This window comes from Streptomyces sp. NPDC005820, from assembly GCF_040630255.1.
Classification (GTDB): Bacteria; Actinomycetota; Actinomycetes; order Streptomycetales; family Streptomycetaceae; genus Streptomyces.
In genome coordinates this window covers 1-16,433 of the sequence record NZ_JBEXXE010000074.1, presented here as the reverse complement: position 1 = coordinate 16,433, position 16,433 = coordinate 1, and the positions used below count along the sequence as shown (strand labels likewise).

14 protein-coding genes are annotated in these 16,433 nt (G+C 70.9%); 11 read left to right on the top strand and 3 right to left on the bottom strand.

All coding sequences use genetic code 11. From position 1 onward, the window contains the following. Positions 1-18 precede the first annotated feature (18 nt). From ABZ464_RS48740 to ABZ464_RS48730, 3 genes are read left to right on the top strand one after another with little or no spacing between them, the layout of a single operon-like run. Positions 19-915 (top strand): fumarylacetoacetate hydrolase family protein, encoded by an 897-nt coding sequence (locus ABZ464_RS48740; protein WP_359288799.1) that lies wholly within the window; start codon positions 19-21, stop codon positions 913-915. Then, positions 912-1,691, top strand: a complete 780-nt coding sequence (locus ABZ464_RS48735; protein WP_359288797.1) for an alpha/beta hydrolase — start codon at positions 912-914, stop codon at positions 1,689-1,691. The genes ABZ464_RS48740 and ABZ464_RS48735 overlap by 4 nt, the downstream gene beginning before the upstream one ends. A gap of 55 nt (positions 1,692-1,746) precedes the next feature. After that, on the top strand, positions 1,747-2,988 hold the full coding sequence (locus ABZ464_RS48730; protein WP_359288795.1) for an amidohydrolase family protein: 1,242 nt from the start codon (positions 1,747-1,749) through the stop codon (positions 2,986-2,988). Between the two features lie 779 nt (positions 2,989-3,767). Here the strand turns inward: ABZ464_RS48730 and ABZ464_RS48725 are convergent. Both ABZ464_RS48725 and ABZ464_RS48720 read right to left on the bottom strand, forming a co-directional pair. Further along, a complete protein-coding gene (locus tag ABZ464_RS48725; protein ID WP_359288839.1) occupies positions 3,768-5,081 on the bottom strand; it encodes an amino acid permease in 1,314 nt (437 codons plus the stop codon). 340 nt (positions 5,082-5,421) lie between these two features. Then, the gene (locus ABZ464_RS48720) at positions 5,422-6,777 is read right to left on the bottom strand and encodes a glutamine synthetase family protein (RefSeq protein WP_359288793.1); all 1,356 of its coding nucleotides are present in this window, start codon (positions 6,775-6,777) and stop codon (positions 5,422-5,424) included. Positions 6,778-7,044: 267 nt separating this feature from the next. Here ABZ464_RS48720 and ABZ464_RS48715 point away from each other — a divergent pair, with 267 nt between their 5' ends. The 8 genes from ABZ464_RS48715 to ABZ464_RS48680 all read left to right on the top strand — a co-directional run bounded on the left by ABZ464_RS48715 (position 7,045) and on the right by ABZ464_RS48680 (position 15,699). Next, the gene (locus ABZ464_RS48715) at positions 7,045-7,620 is read left to right on the top strand and encodes a MarR family transcriptional regulator (RefSeq protein WP_359288837.1); all 576 of its coding nucleotides are present in this window, start codon (positions 7,045-7,047) and stop codon (positions 7,618-7,620) included. A 219-nt stretch (positions 7,621-7,839) separates the two neighbouring features. Further along, entirely contained in the window at positions 7,840-9,309 is a 1,470-nt protein-coding gene (locus ABZ464_RS48710; RefSeq protein ID WP_359288790.1) for an aldehyde dehydrogenase, read from the top strand. Continuing rightward, a complete protein-coding gene (locus ABZ464_RS48705) occupies positions 9,302-10,237 on the top strand; it encodes a 3,4-dihydroxyphenylacetate 2,3-dioxygenase (protein WP_359288788.1) in 936 nt (311 codons plus the stop codon). The genes ABZ464_RS48710 and ABZ464_RS48705 overlap by 8 nt, the downstream gene beginning before the upstream one ends. Positions 10,238-10,247: 10 nt before the next feature. Further along, entirely contained in the window at positions 10,248-11,093 is an 846-nt protein-coding gene (locus ABZ464_RS48700; RefSeq protein ID WP_359288786.1) for a fumarylacetoacetate hydrolase family protein, read from the top strand. Between the two features lie 47 nt (positions 11,094-11,140). Next, positions 11,141-12,505: an aminotransferase class I/II-fold pyridoxal phosphate-dependent enzyme gene (locus ABZ464_RS48695; RefSeq protein ID WP_359288784.1), complete on the top strand. Its 1,365-nt coding sequence runs from the start codon at positions 11,141-11,143 to the stop codon at positions 12,503-12,505. A 161-nt stretch (positions 12,506-12,666) separates the two neighbouring features. After that, a complete protein-coding gene (locus tag ABZ464_RS48690; protein WP_359288782.1) occupies positions 12,667-13,473 on the top strand; it encodes an acetoacetate decarboxylase family protein in 807 nt (268 codons plus the stop codon). A gap of 19 nt (positions 13,474-13,492) precedes the next feature. Continuing rightward, positions 13,493-14,983 carry an aldehyde dehydrogenase gene (locus ABZ464_RS48685; RefSeq protein ID WP_359288780.1) on the top strand — a complete coding sequence of 497 codons (1,491 nt, stop codon included), beginning with the start codon at positions 13,493-13,495 and terminating at the stop codon, positions 14,981-14,983. Next, a complete protein-coding gene (locus ABZ464_RS48680; RefSeq protein WP_359288778.1) occupies positions 14,980-15,699 on the top strand; it encodes a gamma-glutamyl-gamma-aminobutyrate hydrolase family protein in 720 nt (239 codons plus the stop codon). Before ABZ464_RS48685 ends, ABZ464_RS48680 begins: the two co-directional genes overlap by 4 nt. A gap of 296 nt (positions 15,700-15,995) precedes the next feature. Here ABZ464_RS48680 and ABZ464_RS48675 read toward each other — a convergent pair. Then, a partial coding sequence (locus tag ABZ464_RS48675) for a hypothetical protein (RefSeq protein ID WP_359288776.1) occupies positions 15,996-16,433 on the bottom strand: 438 nt, incomplete at its 5' end.

Genomic DNA, 16,433 nt, shown 5'->3' with positions numbered 1-16,433 from the left:
GGTCATATTGTGAAGCTGGTGACCCTCTCCTCCGCGGACTCCACCGGGGCCGAACGACGCGTGGGCGTCCTCGACAGCGAACGCCGGGTCGTCCATGACGCCACCGGTCTGCTCCCGCCCGGTACCGGGATGCTGGAGCTGATCGAGAGGTGGCACGAGCTGGGGCCGGTGCTGCGGGACGCGGCCGGCGACCGCGCCGTGCTGCCGCTGGACTCGGTGCGGCTGCTGGCGCCGATCCCCGTCCCCCGCCGCAACCTGTTCTGCGTCGGCAAGAACTACCGTGACCACGCTGTGGAGTTCGGGCGCAGTGGCTACGACACCCCGAGCCGCTCCGAGGCTCTGCCCGACAGACCGATCGTCTTCAGCAAGGCGACGACATCGGTCACCGGACCCGGCGCCGGCATCGATCCGCACCCCGGCGTCACGGCGGAGCTCGACTACGAGGGTGAGCTCGCCGTGATCATCGGTCGTGGCGGGCGGGGGATCTCCCGGGAGCGTGCCTTCGACCACGTGTGGGGCTACACGATCGTCAATGACGTGACAGCCCGCGACCTGCAACGCGACCACAAGCAGTGGCTGCTGGGCAAGTCACTGGACACCCACTGCCCCATGGGCCCCTACGCGGTCACCGCGGACGAGGTAACCGACGTGACCGCCCTGCGGGTCGAGACCACGGTCAACGGTGAGCTGCGGCAGAGCGCCCAGGTCAAGGACCTGATCTTCGACATCCCGGAGCTGATCGCCACGATTTCGGCAGGCACCACTCTGCTGCCCGGGGACCTGATCGCCACCGGCACTCCGGCCGGTGTCGGGATCGGATTCGACCCGCCCAGGTTCCTCGGCACAGGCGATCTGGTCGAGGTGAGCATCACCGGACTGGGCACGTTGCGCAACCGAGTCGGCGCAGAGCGATGACCGGCGAGGCGAACGTGAACGTCAACGGCAGGACGCTGGCGGTCGAGGTCGACGGGCAGGGACCGGCGGTCCTGATGGTGCACGGTCTGGGCGGCACGTCGAACTTCTACCAGGTACAGGCGGACGCCCTGGCCGAGCGCTTCCGGGTGATCCGGGTCGACTCGGCAGGGGCGGGACGCTCGCCCGTCGCGGAGGACATCAGCGTCGAGAGCCATGCCGAGGACCTGGCCGCGGTCCTCGACGAACTGGACGTGCCCACGGCCGCGGTCGTCGGGCACTCGATGGGCACCCTCGTGGTCCGCGCCCTGGCCGCCCGCCACCCCGGCAAGGTCTCCGCGCTGGCGCTGCTCGGCGCCGTACGGGTGCCGAGCGACGCGGTACGACAGGCCCAGCGCGACCGTGCTGCCGTGCTGCGCGAACGGGGGACCGCCGCGGTGGCACCCGGAGTCGTCGCGGGCGCCCTGTCCGAGGCGACCCGCGGCGAACGGCCGGAGGTCGCCGCCTTCGTCCGTGAGCTCGTCATGCGCCAGGACCCCGAGGGATACGCCCGCAACTGTGAGGCCCTGGCCGCCGCCACCGCCCCCGGCCCGATCGATCCCGCGCTGCCGCTGCTGTTGGTCACCGGCGAACAGGACCGGGTGGGTCCCCCGGAGGCCAGCGCCGAACTCGCCGCCGCCCACGGCAACGCCACCCTGGCGATCCTCTCCGGCGTCGGCCACTGGACGGCTCTGGAAGCCGCCCGCCCCACCACCGAACACCTCCTGAAATTCCTCTGAGCCGCGCTCGACACCCCCCGGGGTGCCGTCGTCACAAGTCACCAGGAGCACTGCCATGCCCATCCCACCGCACAAGACCCTCTTCCGCGATGTCAAGATCCTGGACTCCACCGGCGACGCCCCCTATCAGGGCGACGTACTCGTCGACCACGACCGCATCGCCGCCGTGGGCACGGTCGACTCGGCGCACGCCGGTGACGCACGGGTGATCGAGGGGCGCGGCCGTACCCTGATGTCCGGGCTGTGCGACGCGCACACCCACTTCAGCTGGAACAACAGCGCCGACCTGGACGGCCTGGGCACCATGCCGGTCGAGGAGCACCTGCTCTTCTCCATCGAGTCCGCCCGCACCTACCTCGACTCCGGCTACACCATGTGTGTGGGCGCCGCCTCCGCCAAGGACCGCCTGGACGTGGTGTGCCGCGACGCGATCGACGCCGGCCGCATCCCCGGCCCGCGTTACCTGGCCAACGGTCCGGAGATCGCGGTCACCGGCGGCGCGCTGATCAAGTCGATCACCAAGTTCGCCGACGGTCCCGAGGGCATGCGCAAGGCGGTCCGGGAGCTGATCGACCTGGGCGTGGACCAGATCAAGCTGTCCATGACCGGCGAGGAGATCACCGGGTCACAGCGCGCCGAGGACACCTACTTCTCCGACGAGGAGGTCGCGGCCGCCGTCACCGAGGCCCACCGCCGCGGCAAGCGAGTCTGCGCCCACGCGCGCAGCGCCGAGAGCGTCAAGATGTGCGTGCGTCACCACGTCGACATCATCTATCACGCCAGCTTCACCGACGAAGAGGGCATGGACCTGCTGGAGGCCAACAAGGACTGGGTGTTCGTCGCGCCCGGTATCAACTGGCTGATCGCCACCCTCTACGAGGCCGAGTCGTTCGGGTTTCCCCAGGAGGCCGCCGAGGCCGTCGGTTACAAGCGCGAACTGGAGATCGCCGTCGAGGGGCTGCGGGAGATGCACCGCCGCGGCATCCGCATCCTGCCCGGTGGCGACTACGGCTTCGCCTGGACACCGCACGGCACCTACGCCCGCGACCTTCAGCACTTCGTCGAACGCCTCGGCTTCACCCCGATGGAGGCGATTCTGTCGGCCACCGCGCTGGGCGGCGACATCATGCTCCGCTCCCACGAACTCGGCAAGGTCCGGCCCGGTTACCTCGCCGACCTGATCCTGGTCGACGGTGACCCCCTCGCCGACATCACCGTCCTGCAGGACCACGACAGGCTGCACTACATCATGAAGGACGGGCGCTTCCACAAGGAACAGCAACCGGCGGTCAGGTGATCACCGCCGGGCGGCGGCCATCGCGCGGCGTGTCGTCGATGGTGACGCAGGCCGCGGGCATGGCCGCCTTCCGCGGACGCGACAGCGCGTGACCTCCATGCCCGGCCCGGCACGACGCCGCGCCGGGCATCGTGGTCACGTCGGAGACGGGGTTTCCCACATGCGGACACGGCGGCGACGCGGCGAGTGCCACCGTGTGTGCCATCCGTTCGTGATCGATCGGGCCGGTCCGGCCGGGGGCCGGACGTCTTCTCGCCGCCCGTGTCGGCACGGCCGCGGCCAGGTCGACGGCTGGTGCCCCGCGGAGACCGGACCTGCGCTTTCGGCCTGCCGGGGTCTCGCGTTCGCGGCCGGCGGACGTCGGCCGGGTGACATGGAACCGGGTGCCGACCGCGTCTGGGCCGGCCGGGATGCGCGAGCGGCCTGCCGTCGTGATCGGTAGGGAAGGCCACGCCGTCCGGACCGTGCCGCGGGGCGGGTAGCCGCTTAGAGGTCGTCGATGACCGGTTCGGTGCGCATGCGGCCGGTGATCGGTCGGCCCGCCTGGACGGGCTGTGGCCCTACGGTTCGGTGGCGTCCCGCCAGTTGGTGCAGCGGATCAAGGCGCCGGAATCCGCAGGTCATCGGCGCATCGGCGCATCGGCGCGGCTCCGGGCCGCGCATGGCGCTGACGGCAGGCCTGCGTCTTCACGACAGACCCGGGAGCCGTCTCCCCGGGGCCTACGCGCGGCTTCCCGGGACGCGAGCAAGGTCGCTTACGCCATGAAGCGGAACACGATCTACGGCTTCGCCCGGTTCCTGGCGCGCGTGGTGTGGATGGCGGCGGCGAGCAGGACGACCACGGTGAGTGCGGCGGTGGAGAGCAGTTGGGTGAGTGCGTCGTCGTCGGTGCACATCAGGGCGAGGACACCAGTCATGCCGGCCAGGGCCGTCCAGCTCAGCCAGGGGTGGCCCCACATACGTGTGGTCAGGTCCCGCCCGGTGCGGTCCGCGGATCGGCGCAGGCGGAGCTGGGACAGCGCGATGCCGATCCACACGACCAGGATGATGGCGCCGATCGTGTTGAGCAGGAAGGGCAGGACGCGGTCGGGGGCGAGGAAGTTGAGGATGACGGCGACGAAGCCGAAGGCGACGGAGGCGAGGACGGCGCGCCGGGGTACCCCGGTGGCGGAGACGTGCAGCAGGCCCCGGGGGGCGTCGCCGCGCCGAGCGAGGGAGAAGGCCATGCGGGAGGCGCCGTAGAGGTTGGAGTTGAGCGCGGAGAGCAGGGAGGTGAGCACGACGACGTTCATCAGTCCCGCGGAGGCGGGGATGCCGATGCGCTGGAGGACGGAGACGAAGGGGCTGGTGGTGGCGGAGGCGGAGTCCCAGGGCAGCAGCAGCACCATGAGGGCCACGGAGCCGATGTAGAACAGCAGCAGCCGGACGATGACGGTGCGAGTGGCCCTGCGGACGGCGTCGGAGGGGTCGGGGGCCTCGGCCGCGGCGATGGTGACGAGTTCCATGCCGCCGAAGGAGAAGACGACGGCGAGCAGGCCGGTCATCACGCCGCTGACGCCGTTCGGGAGGAAGCCGCCGTGGCCGGTGAGGTTGGTCAGGCCCACGGCGTGGGTGTCGGGCAGCAGGCCGAAGACGGCGAGGGTGCCGAGGACGAGGAAGGCGACGACGGCGGTGACCTTGACGGCGCCGAACCAGAACTCGAACTCGCCGAAGCGTCCGACGTCGAAGAGGTTGACGACGGTGAGGGCGGCCATGGAGGCCAGGACGAACACCCACTGGGGAACGCCCGGCAGCCAGCTGTGGGCGATGGCGGCGGCTCCCGTCGCCTCGGCCGCGACCACGACGACGAGCAGCCACCAGTACAGCCAGCCGATGGTGAAGCCCGCCCAGCGTCCGAAGGCCTTCTCGGCGTAGACGGAGAAGGATCCGCTGCTGGGCTGGGCGACGGCCATCTCGGCGAGCATGCGCATGACGAGGACCATGAGCAGGCCGGCCAGGCAGTAGGAGATGAGGATGCCGGGTCCGGCGGTGCGGATGCCCGCTCCGGCGCCGAGGAAGAGACCGGCGCCGATGGCTCCGCTGATCGCCAGCATGGTGACGTGGCGCCGTTTGAGGCCGGTGCCCAGGGCGGCGGCGCCGGGCTCGGGACAGTCCTCCTTGGGCGGGTCGGCCGGCCGGGGTGTGCTGCTGTCGGTCGGTGTGCGGAATGCCATCGGGTGATTCCTTCGCAGGAGGGGAAGGCGGGCGAAGCGACACGGCGTCTTGCGACGCGGGGAGGGCCGCGAAGGGCCGCTTGTGCGGGTTTGCGGGGCCGGGGAAGGGGTGTTCAGGGCATGCCGGGGCGAGGCGTGGCGCCGTCGGCCGGGCAGCGAGGGCGGACCGCGTCAGGACACGCCGAGCAGTGGGGGTGGGTGAGGTGGTGGCGGGTGGCCGTCAGTTGATCTGGGCGTACTCGCGGAACTCCCAGTCGGTGACGTACTGCCGGAACCTGGCGAGCTCGTCCCGCTTGAACGTGAGGAAGGCGTCGACGAAGGGCTTGCCGAGTGCGCCGGTGAGCTCGTCGTCCGCTTCGAGGGCGTCCAGGGCCTGGCCGAGGTCGGTGGGCAGCTGGGCGGCGGTGGTGGTGTCGGCGGCGTAGCCGGTCGCCGGGGCGGGGGGTTCCGCGGCGGCGCCAATGCCGAGCCGGATCGCGGCCAGGAGGCCGGCGACGGCGAGATAGGGGTTGGCCGTGGCATCGCCGAGGCGGACCTCCAGCCGGGTGGCGGCACCCCGTTCCGGCGGGATGCGGACCAGGGCGTTGCGGTTGTCCAGACCCCAGTTGATCAGCCACGGAGCCGTGGTGTCCGGGCCGAACCGCTTGTAGGAGTTGACGGTGGGGTTGAGCAGGGCGGAAAGCGCCGGCGCGTGCGCGAGGACGCCTGCCAGGGCGTACCGGGCGGTGGCCGACATGCCGTGGGCCTCGTGGGGGGCGTCGAAGGCGTTCACCCCGTCCGGGCCGACGAGGGAGACGTGCAGGTGGAACCCCGACCCGCCGCCGTCGTTGAACGGTTTGGCCATGAACGTCGCCAGCCGCCCTTCGGCGCGGGCGAGCTCCTTGACCGCGGCCTTGAACCAGAAGGCCCGGTCCGCGGCGTCCAGTGCCTCGGAGTGATTGAGGTTGATCTCGAACTGGCCGCCGTCGAACTCGCGGTTGCCGCCGCTCACGTCCAGGCCGAGGGCGTGCAGGGCACGCACCGTGCGCAGGAGGTGCCCGTCCGGGTCTCCCTTGCGGCCGGTCGTGTAGACGTTGCCCGGTTCGGGCGCGTAGCGCCGCCACCCGGTGGCCGAGCCGGTGTCACGTTCGAGCAGGACGTACTCCAGCTCCGGTCCGACCTGTGGGCTCAGGCCTGTCTCGGCCAGGGACGCCAGGACCTGCCGCAGCAGGTCCCTGGGGGATTCCGGCACGCTACGCCCGGTGGCCGGGTCCCGGACGTCCCCGATGCACCAGGCGACGTTCGGCTCCCACGGCAGTGGGACGACGGTGTCCAGGTCCGGACGTACCACGATGTCCGGCATGCCGGCCTCAAGGCCGCCGGCGATGTCGGAGTGATCGCCTCGGGCGGCCGTGTGGTACACGGCGCGGCTGAAGGCGAGGCCGTGCCCGGCCGCGTGCGGCAGATGATGGAGCAGGATGTCCCGGCTTCGGTCGGAACCCATGAGGTCCGGGTAGGCGACTCGGAGGACGTCGACGCCCTGGGCGCCGAGCGACTCCATCACCTCTTCGACCTGGGGCTCTGTCTGGGGACTCATGGAAACTCCAGGGGTGCGGCGACACATGTCATTCTGCGCGGATTCACCCGCCCGGCATGGGGCGTCTCGCGGTCCGCTCGGGGATCCGGGCAGATTATTTGATGCCAAACGATAAAAGTCGGATGGGTGTCTCACAAGAGGGCGGCGCGGATTCGTGCGGTTCCGGGTGAAGCCGGAGCCGCCGGGGATCGGGGCCTCCGGGATATATTTGGGCGCAAACAAGCAGGTCGGCGGCGTGCGCCGCCCCCGACGCACAGGAGGAGCATGATGCCCCCGCTCCATCGATCCATCGCCGAGACCGAGCGGGCCGTGCGGCGACGACTGGGCGGCTTGACCCTCCAGCACGAGGCCATGGCCGCCGTGGCCAACGTCCACCGCGCCGCGGCGGCCGTCCGGCAGCACCTGGAGAACTCCGTACTGCGGCCGCACGAGCTGACGTGGACCGGGTTCGTGGTGCTGTGGGTGCTGTGGATCTGGGACCAGCAGGAGACCTGGTCGGTCGCGGAGGAGGCGGGCATCTCCAAAGGAACCCTGACCGGTATCTCGCGCACCCTCGAAGGGCGCGGTCTCGTGGCCCGCTCCACCCATCCCGAGGACGGTCGCCGGGTCCTGCTCTCGCTCACCCCCGAAGGGGAGCGGCTCATGGAGGAGCTCTTCCCGGCGTTCAACGCGGAGGAGGCGTTCGTCTCGGGCTCGCTCAGCCCGGAGCAGTGCCTACAGCTCGCCGACAGTCTGCGCGCCATAGTCAGCCGGCTCGAGGAGCACGGCGAGAAGCGCAGGCGGGAACTGCTCGACGGTGAGAACCTCCCTCCGAGGCGCTCCGGTCGTCGCCCGCGGGCGTAGTGCGGGTCGGTGCCGGGTGTGGGTGCCATCGGCGGCTGCCCGCACCCGGTACCACCGGCCGCGTGACGTGACGTGATGCGGCGTCCGGCCCGGTCGACGACGGCTCCGTCGCCCCCCTGGGGGCGCGTGTGCTCCGATCGGAATGACTGCTCGGCCCCCTTGACCCGGGCCTGCCTTACGAGCTATTCATTTGGAGTCAAATGATTTGGAGGTAAGGTCATGGCTCGCGAGACCGAAGCGGCTGTCATCTCCGGGGTTTCCGTCGACACCCGGCACTGGATCGGCGGCCGACGTGTCGCTTCCGCCGGAACGTTCACCGACCACTCGCCCATCGACGGCAGCCCTCTCGGTGAGATCGCCCGAGGCGGCCCCGCCGAAGCGCGGGCCGCTGTCGCCGCTGCCAAGGAGGCCTTCCCGGCCTGGGCCGCCACCCCCCGTGCCGAGCGCGCCCGTATCCTGAACGCCATCGCCGACGGCGTCGAGAAGCGGCTCGAAGAGCTGGCGATCGTCGAGACCACGGACAACGGCGCGCTGCTCCGCTCCCACCGGCGCGGAGTCATGCCCCGCGTCGCGCACAACTTCCGGTTCTTCGCGGACTGGCTGCTGAGGCTCGACCACGAGGACTTCGAGACCCGCGGCCACCGCAACCACGTGAGCTGGGACCCGGCCGGGCCGACGGTGCTGATCACCCCGTGGAACGCGCCGCTGATGCTGGCCACCTGGAAGGTCGCCCCAGCCCTCGCCGCCGGGAACACCGTGATCCTCAAGCCCGCCGAGTGGTCCCCGCTCACCGCCTCCCTCCTCGCCGACATCGCGGCCGAGGCCGGGCTGCCGGCCGGGGTGCTCAACGTCGTGCAGGGCTATGGGGCCGAGATCGGCGACGCGCTCACCTCGCACCCGGACGTGCGCCGGATCAGCTTCACGGGCTCGGTGCCGACCGCCGGGCGCATCGCCGCCTCCGCCGCCGCCAACCTCACCCCGCTCAGCCTCGAACTCGGCGGCAAGTCGCCGCTGCTGGTCTTCGCCGACGCCGACCTGGACCTCGCCGTGGACCTGGCGGTGGAGCAGTACGACAACGCAGGCCAGGTCTGTCTCGCGGCCTCCCGGTTCCTGGTGGAGGAGACGGTCGCCGAGGAGTTCACGCGCCGTTTCGTCGAGAAGGCCGCGGCACTGAAGCAGGGTGACCCGCGTGACGAGGCCACCGACGTCGGGCCCAACATCCATCCGCGTCAGCTGGAGAAGATCGACGGGTTCGTGCAGCGGGCGCTCGCCGCCGGTGCCCGTGCCGTCATCGGCGGGCACCGGGGCGACGGCCAGTTCTACGCGCCGACCCTCCTCGCCGACGTCGCCCAGGACTCGGAGATCGTCCAGGAGGAGGTCTTCGGGCCCGTTCTCACCCTCCAGACCTTCGGCACCGAGGAGGAGGCGGTCCGGCTCGCCAACGACACCCGGTTCGGGCTCGCCGCCACCCTCGCCACCGGCGACGCCGAGCGTGCCGAGCGGGTCACCGCACAGCTCGTCGCCGGCACCGTGTGGGTCAACTGCTTCTTCGTCCGCGACCTCCAGGCCCCCTTCGGCGGCTCCCGCCAGTCGGGTGTCGGCCGGGAGGGCGGGACCTGGAGCTTCGACTTCTACTGCGACCTGAAGAACACCGTGACCGCGCCGACCGGATGGACGAACCATGGGTGAGATCGTCGGGGCGGGTCTCCTCGCCCACGTCCCCACCATCGTGCTGCCGGAGGCGGACCGGCTCGAGCTCAACGAGGGCAAGGAGATCACCCTCGTCACCGGACTGCGTGAGCTGCGCAGGGATGTCTTCACGCGCGACGACTACGACACCGTCGTCGTCCTCGACTCGCACTGGGCGACGACCGTCGAGTTCGTCGTCACGGCCCAGCAGCGCCGGGCCGGGCTGTTCACCTCCGAGGAGCTGCCGCGGGGGATGTGCCGGATGCCGTACGACTATCCCGGCGACCCCGAACTCGCCCGGAACATAGAGAAGTTCGCGGACAAGCACGGTACCTGGATCACCGCGATCGAGGACGACTACCTGCCGGTCTACTACGCCACCATCAACCTCTGGAAGTTCCTGGGGGAGGGGCTGCCGGACAAGCGGTGGGTGACGATCGGGGTCTGCCAGACCGGTGACATGGAGGACCATCTGCGGCTCGGGCGGGCGCTCGCCGACGGTATCGCCGCCACCCCCGGCCGCAGGGTCCTGCTGATCGCCTCCGGTGCCCTTTCGCACACCTTCTGGCCGTTGCGGGAGATCCGTGACCACGAGGCCAGCGATCCGGTGCACATCCGTACGCCCGAGGCCCGGGAGGCGGACCACGAGCGGATCGCCTGGTTCAAGGAGGGCCGCCACGACAAGGTCCTGGACACCATGGACGCGTTCTGGAAGGTCAAGCCGGAGGCGAAGTTCTTCCACTACCTGATGATGGCCGGCGCCCTCGGCGAGCAGGCCTGTACCGCCCCGGCCCGTCAGTACGGGGAGTACGAGAACTCCGTCGGCACCGGCCAGGTCCACCTCTGGTTCGACCGGCCCGCCGACGGCTGGACCGGCCCGGACACGCCCGCGGCAGCTGTCGCACCTCACCATCCCCACCGCCGCTAGGAAGGCCGCCATGTCCGAATACCGCCGCATCCTCCTCGACGGCGCCGCCGTCCAGGTCACCGTCGACGGGGACGAACTCGTCGCCGGGGACGGCCGCCGCGTCAAGACCGAGGAGGCGCAGCACCTGCCGCCGGTCGTCCCGTCCAAGGTGATCGCCGTCCACCTCAACCACCAGAGCCGCGTGGACGAGTTCGGGATCCATCTCCCGGCCACCCCCACCTACTTCCACAAGCCGACCTCCGCCCTCAACTCCCACAAGGGCGCGATCGTGCGCCCCGAGGGCTGCAAGTGGCTCAACTACGAGGGCGAGGTCGCCATCGTCATCGGCACGACCGCACGGAACATCTCCCCCGAGGAGGCGGGGGAGTACATCGCCGGTTACACCGTGGCCAACGACTACGGGCTGCACGACTTCCGTGACACCGACGCCGGTTCGATGCTCCGTGTGAAGGGCTCCGACACCCTGTGCCCGCTCGGCCCCGGTCTGGTCACCGACTGGGACTTCCGCGGCAAGAGCCTGCGCACGTACGTCAACGGGCAGGTCGTGCAGGACGGTTCGACGGACGAGATGCAGTGGGACATGCACTACCTCGTCGCCGACATCGCCCGCACCATCACCCTCTACCCCGGTGATGTGCTGCTGTCCGGCACGCCCGCCAACTCCCGCCCGGTGCAGCCCGGTGACGTCGTCGAGGTCGAGGTCGAGGGCCTCGGGCGGCTCACCAACCACATCGTCACCGGTCCCACGCCCGTCCGCACCGACGTCGGCGCCCAGCCCACCGAGTCCGAGGAGGTCCTCTCCACGGCCCTCGGCGGCGACTGGGAGTTCCGCGGCATCCGCCCGCCCCGCCGCTGAGCGCGCACCCCGTCGAGTCGATACGCAAGACAAGGAGAAGTGACGGCATGGATCTGACAAAGTGGCTCACCGCGGCGGTCGAGAAGAACGCCGATTGGGCGAAGACCTTCGGCCCCTACGAACCGCACCCGGCCCTGGCCGTGGACGACACCCGGTTCGCCGCCGCGTTCGAGACCTTCACCGAACGGATCAAGGACAACTACCCCTTCTTCCACCCCCGCTACGCGGGCCAGATGCTCAAGCCGCCGCACCCGGCAGCCGTCGTGGGTTACACGACCGCGATGCTGATCAACCCCAACAACCACGCCCTCGACGGCGGTCCGGCCACCGCCGCGATGGAGCGTGAGGTCGTCCAGCAGCTGGCCACCATGTTCGGCTACGACACGCACCTGGGACACCTCACCACCAGCGGGACCATCGCCAATCTCGAAGCCCTCTTCGTCGCCCGCGAACTGCACCCCGGCAGGGGCGTCGCCTATAGCACCGAGGCCCACTACACACATGGCCGGATGTGCGGTGTCCTCGGTGTGGAAGGCTTCCCCGTGCCCACCGACGACCTCGGCCGCATGGACATGGACGCGCTGGAGGAACTGCTGCGCGGCGGGCAGGTCGGAACGGTGGTGCTGACCACCGGGACGACCGGGCTCGGTGCGATCGAACCGGTGCACGAGGCGCTGGCGCTGCGCGAGCGCTACGGCGTGCGCATCCACGTCGACGGTGCCTACGGCGGGTTCTTCACCCTGCTGGCCGGTGCGGACGGCCCCGAGGGTCTTCCCGCCGAGCCGTGGCGGGCCGTCGCCCAGGCCGACTCCATCGTGGTGGACCCGCACAAGCACGGTCTCCAGCCCTACGGCTGCGGCGCCGTGCTCTTCCGGGACCCCGAGGTCGGCCGGTTCTACCTCCACGACTCCCCGTACACCTATTTCACCTCGGAGGAACTGCACCTGGGTGAGATCAGCCTGGAGTGTTCCCGCGCGGGTGCGGCCGCCGCCGCGTTGTGGCTCACCTTCCAGCTGCTGCCGCCCACGCGCGACGGGCTGGGCCAGGTCCTGGCGGCCGGCCGACGCGCGGCGCTGCGCTGGGCCGAGCTGATCGAGGGCTCCGAGTATCTGGAGCTCTTCCAGACCCCGGAACTCGACATCGTCGGCTACTTCCCGGTGACCCCGGAGCTCACGCTGTCGCGGATCGACGCGGTCAGCAACCGGATCCTGCAGGAAGGCATGACCGACAGCCAGGACCCGGTCTTCCTCAGCACCCTGCGGGTCGGCGCCGACCGCTTCACCTCCCGCCACCCGAAGATCACCGCGGACGCCGACGGCGCGCGCATCCTGCGCAGCGTGCTGATGAAGCCGGAGTCCGAGACCTACGTCGAACAGCTGCACCAGCGTCTGGAACAGCTCGCCCGCTCCTGACCGCCGGACACCGGCTCGCCTTCCCCGCCGACGGCGAGCCGGTGCCGGTGCCGGGGCGCCCGGCCCCGGCCCCGTGCGGCCGCGGCGCGCCGCTGCTCCCCCAGCTCTCTCCTCCACCGGTGGCGGGTGCCACCGCCGATCTCCCTCCGGAGCGTGACCCCATGGCCAGTGTCCGTGGATACTTCCACCCCAAGACCGCGACCGGCACCTCGTCGCTGATCCCCTCCCCGCCCTGGCGCTACTCCGGGGACCTGCTCACCGTCGAATACCGCACCGACCCCGCGCGGGTGCGGGAACTGCTGCCCGAGCCGCTGGAGCCGGCCGACGAGGACCCGGGCGCGGTCGCGCTGATCTGGGCCGACTGGCAGTCCTGCTCCGCTTCAGGCGACGAGTTGCTGGACCCGGTGCTGTCCCAGTACAAGGAGGCGTTTGCGGTCGTCCGCTGCAAGTACCGGGGCCAGACCTACACCCGCTGCGTCTACATCTGGGTCGACAAGGACTTCGCGATCGCGCGGGGGCTGCACCAGGGCTACCCGAAGAAGCTCGGTTCCATCCACCAGACCCGCCCGCACCCGTACGGGCCCGCTCCGCGGATCGAGGCGGGCGCGAGGTTCGGGGCGACGCTGGCCGCGGCCGACCGGCGCCTCGCTCAGGCCGTGGTGACGTTGCGCGAGCCGTCCGAGACCAACGGCTTCGTCAACGCCCACTCGATGGCGCACCACCGCTGGCTGCCGTCGATCGAGAAGGGCAAGGGCCTCGCCCTCGACGAACTGATCGAGTCCGGCGCGGCCTCCGTCGAGGGTGGTCAGCCGTGGAGCGGCGATGCCGAGCTGGAGCTGTTCGAGGCGCCCACCGAGGAACTGGCGCGGCTGGAGATCCGCGAGCCGATCGCCGCGTACTACCGCCAGGTCGGCGTGGTCTGGGACGGTGGCCGGCTGCTCGAATCCGGTACCTCTGGCGCCGAGTGACGAACCGTTGGAGGCCTTCATGCACAACATCACCCACGCGGAACTGCTGACCCGGGCCAAGGAACTCGACTTCCCCACCGGGCACCACATCGACGGCCGTGAGGAGAGCGGTGGCGGTGACGCGTTCGCCGTCGTCTCGCCCCGTGACGGACAGGTCCTGGCCCACGTCGCCGACGGGGGCGAAGCCGAGGTCGCCCTCGCGGTCGCCGCCGCCCGGCGCGCTTTCGACTCCGGCCCGTGGCCGCGTCTGACCCCCGCCGAGCGCGGCCGGGTGCTGGTGCGGATCGCCGACCTGCTGGAGGAACACCGCGAGCGGCTCGCCCTCACCGTCACCCTGGAGATGGGCAAGCCGATCATCGACGCCTACCAGATCGAGCTCCGTGCGCTCATCAACACCTTTCGCTGGTACGGGCAGCTGGCCGACAAGCTCACCGACGAGTCCCCGCACACCGCCCCCGACGCCCTGGCCCTCGTCACCCGCGAACCGGCGGGCGTGGTCGGCGCCGTCGTCCCGTGGAACTTCCCGCTGACGCTGGCCGGCTGGAAAGTCGCCCCCGCCCTCGCCGCGGGCTGCACCGTCGTCCTCAAACCGTCCGAGAACTCACCCCTGTCCGCGCTGCTCCTCGCCCGAGTCGCCACCGAGGCGGGCCTCCCGCCCGGCGTCCTCAACGTCGTCACCGGCGACGGCCCCACCGCTGGACGAGCCCTCGGCCTCCACCCGGACGTCGACGTCCTCGCGTTCACCGGCTCCACCGCCGTGGGCCGCCACTTCCTGCACTACGCCGCCGACTCCAACCTCAAGCGCGTCTGGCTCGAACTCGGTGGCAAGTCCCCGAACATCGTCCTCCCCGACGCCCCCGACCTGGCGAAGGCCGCCGCCACCGCGGCCTGGGGCATCTTCTTCAACCAGGGTGAGATGTGCACGGCACCCTCCCGGCTGCTCGTCCACAGCTCCGTCGCCGAAGAGGTCACCGAGGCGATCGTCGCGCGTGCCCGTGAGCTCCGGGTCGGAGACCCGCTCGACCCGGAGACCGAGATGGGCGCGCTGGTGGATGAGATGCACCTGGAGCGGGTGTGCGGCCACATCGCGGACGGGCGGGAGCAGGGCGCCCGGCTGCGCACCGGCGGCTCCCGTGTGCTGACGGCCACCGGAGGGTCGTACCTGGAACCGACCGTCTTCGATCGTGTCGACCCCGCGAGCCGTCTGGCCCGCGAGGAGATCTTCGGCCCGGTGCTCTCCGTGCTGACCTTCGACGACGTCGAGGAGGCGGTCCGCCTGGCCAACGCCACCGAGTACGGCCTCGCGGCCGGCCTGTGGACCTCCGACCTGAGCACCGCCCACCGGGTCTCGCGCGCCCTGAAGGCCGGGACCGTCTGGGTCAACTGCTACGAGGAGGGGGATCTGACGGTCCCGTTCGGCGGGGTGAAGCAGTCCGGGAACGGGCGCGACAAGTCCGTCCACGCCCTGGAGAAGTACACCGAGCTCAAGACCACCTGGATCCAGCTGTGACGAAGACGCCGGGGCGACCGCTCATCGCCGTACCCGCCCGCTTCTCCGCCACCACCTCCGCGCTCCGCTACGCCGCCGAGGTCAACGCACGCGCCCTGATCGAGGCTGTGTGGCGCGCCGGAGGGGAGCCCGTGACCGTCCATCCGGCCGACCCGGCCGAGGAGGACGTCGCCGCCCGGCTCACCCGGTTCGACGGCATCCTCCTGCCCGGCGGAGGCGACCTCGCCCCGCACCTCTACGGCGTCACCGAGACTCACTCCAGCGTCTACGACGTGGACGATCTCCAGGACGCCTTCGACATCGCGACCGCCCGGCACGCACTGGAGGCGGGTATCCCGATGTTGGCCGTCTGCCGCGGGCTGCAGGTCGTCAATGTCGCCCTGGGCGGCAGTCTCCGCCAGGACATGGGCGGCCCCGACCGCGAGCACCGCGATCTGCTGCACCCCGTGACCATCCGGCCCGGGACAGCGGTCGCGCAGGCGGCGGGCACGGACAAGATCGAGGCATCCTGCTTCCACCACCAGCAGGTCGAGCGCCTGGCCGACGGGTTGACGGTCGCCGCCACCGCTGAGGACGGCACCATCGAGGCTCTCGAACTGCCCACTGCCTGGGCCTGGTTCGCGGCCGTCCAGTGGCACCCGGAGGACACCGCGCACGAGGATCCTGCCCAGCAGGGCCTGTTCGACGCCCTGGTGCGGCACGCCGGCTCCCGCTGAGCGGGGCGGCGAAGCTGCACTGCGGCTCTCCGCACACGGTACGCGGCGGAGCCAGGTGGTGGCCCGGGGCCGTCGGCCGTTCCGAATCCTGCCGGTGTGCACCGCGGACGGGCGAAGTTCCCGCCGTCGGAGAGGTATTCGGTTGGCCAAAAGGGCGTCGCAGATCTCTGCGACGCCCTCAGTGGCGCGGACGACGGAGGAACTGCCGACCGGCCAGGACGAGCCGGGCCACCGGTCGGCACCCCGGTACACGGGGGGCCGGCCGGTGGCCGAAGGCGGAGAAGGCGGTGTCGCTGTCAGCCGATCTGGGCTGCGCGGAGCCGCGGGGTGACCTCGCGGCCGAAGAGCTCGTGGGCCTTGCGCAGTTCGGTGAGGTCGAAGATGTTGAAGTTGGCTATGAAGTTGCCGGCGCCGAGGGCCCGGCACTGGCGGATGATCTCGTCGGCGACCTGGGCGGGTGTGCCATAGATGAGTTCGTCGGGAGAGAGGGGCATGTGGGGGGCGTCGGGGATCTTGAGGCTGTCAAGACTGACGCGCATGTGGGTCTCGATGCCTTCCCGGCCGAGTTCTCCGGCTCGGTCGCGGTCCGCCTCGTCTTCGACGATCATGACCGCGCGGCGGATGCCGACCTGGTCGGGCCCGGTGGGCATGCCCGCTTCGCGGGCGGCGTCCTGGTAGGCCTGGTAGACGGGGACGAGTTTGTCGACGTCGGCGAAGCCGCCGCACATCTTGAG

Bases quoted from the DNA above. Each gene is read 5' to 3' on its own strand.
- ABZ464_RS48735 (WP_359288797.1), top strand. From the start codon at position 912: ATGACCGGCGAGGCGAACGTGAACGTCAACGGCAGGACGCTGGCGGTC.
- ABZ464_RS48730 (WP_359288795.1), top strand. From the start codon at position 1,747: ATGCCCATCCCACCGCACAAGACCCTCTTCCGCGATGTCAAGATCCTG.
- ABZ464_RS48725 (WP_359288839.1), bottom strand. From the start codon at position 5,081: ATGCTGGCGATCAGCGGAGCCATCGGCGCCGGTCTCTTCCTCGGCGCC.
- ABZ464_RS48720 (WP_359288793.1), bottom strand. From the start codon at position 6,777: ATGAGTCCCCAGACAGAGCCCCAGGTCGAAGAGGTGATGGAGTCGCTC.
- ABZ464_RS48715 (WP_359288837.1), top strand. From the start codon at position 7,045: ATGCCCCCGCTCCATCGATCCATCGCCGAGACCGAGCGGGCCGTGCGG.
- ABZ464_RS48710 (WP_359288790.1), top strand. From the start codon at position 7,840: ATGGCTCGCGAGACCGAAGCGGCTGTCATCTCCGGGGTTTCCGTCGAC.
- ABZ464_RS48705 (WP_359288788.1), top strand. From the start codon at position 9,302: ATGGGTGAGATCGTCGGGGCGGGTCTCCTCGCCCACGTCCCCACCATC.
- ABZ464_RS48700 (WP_359288786.1), top strand. From the start codon at position 10,248: ATGTCCGAATACCGCCGCATCCTCCTCGACGGCGCCGCCGTCCAGGTC.
- ABZ464_RS48695 (WP_359288784.1), top strand. From the start codon at position 11,141: ATGGATCTGACAAAGTGGCTCACCGCGGCGGTCGAGAAGAACGCCGAT.
- ABZ464_RS48690 (WP_359288782.1), top strand. From the start codon at position 12,667: ATGGCCAGTGTCCGTGGATACTTCCACCCCAAGACCGCGACCGGCACC.
- ABZ464_RS48685 (WP_359288780.1), top strand. From the start codon at position 13,493: ATGCACAACATCACCCACGCGGAACTGCTGACCCGGGCCAAGGAACTC.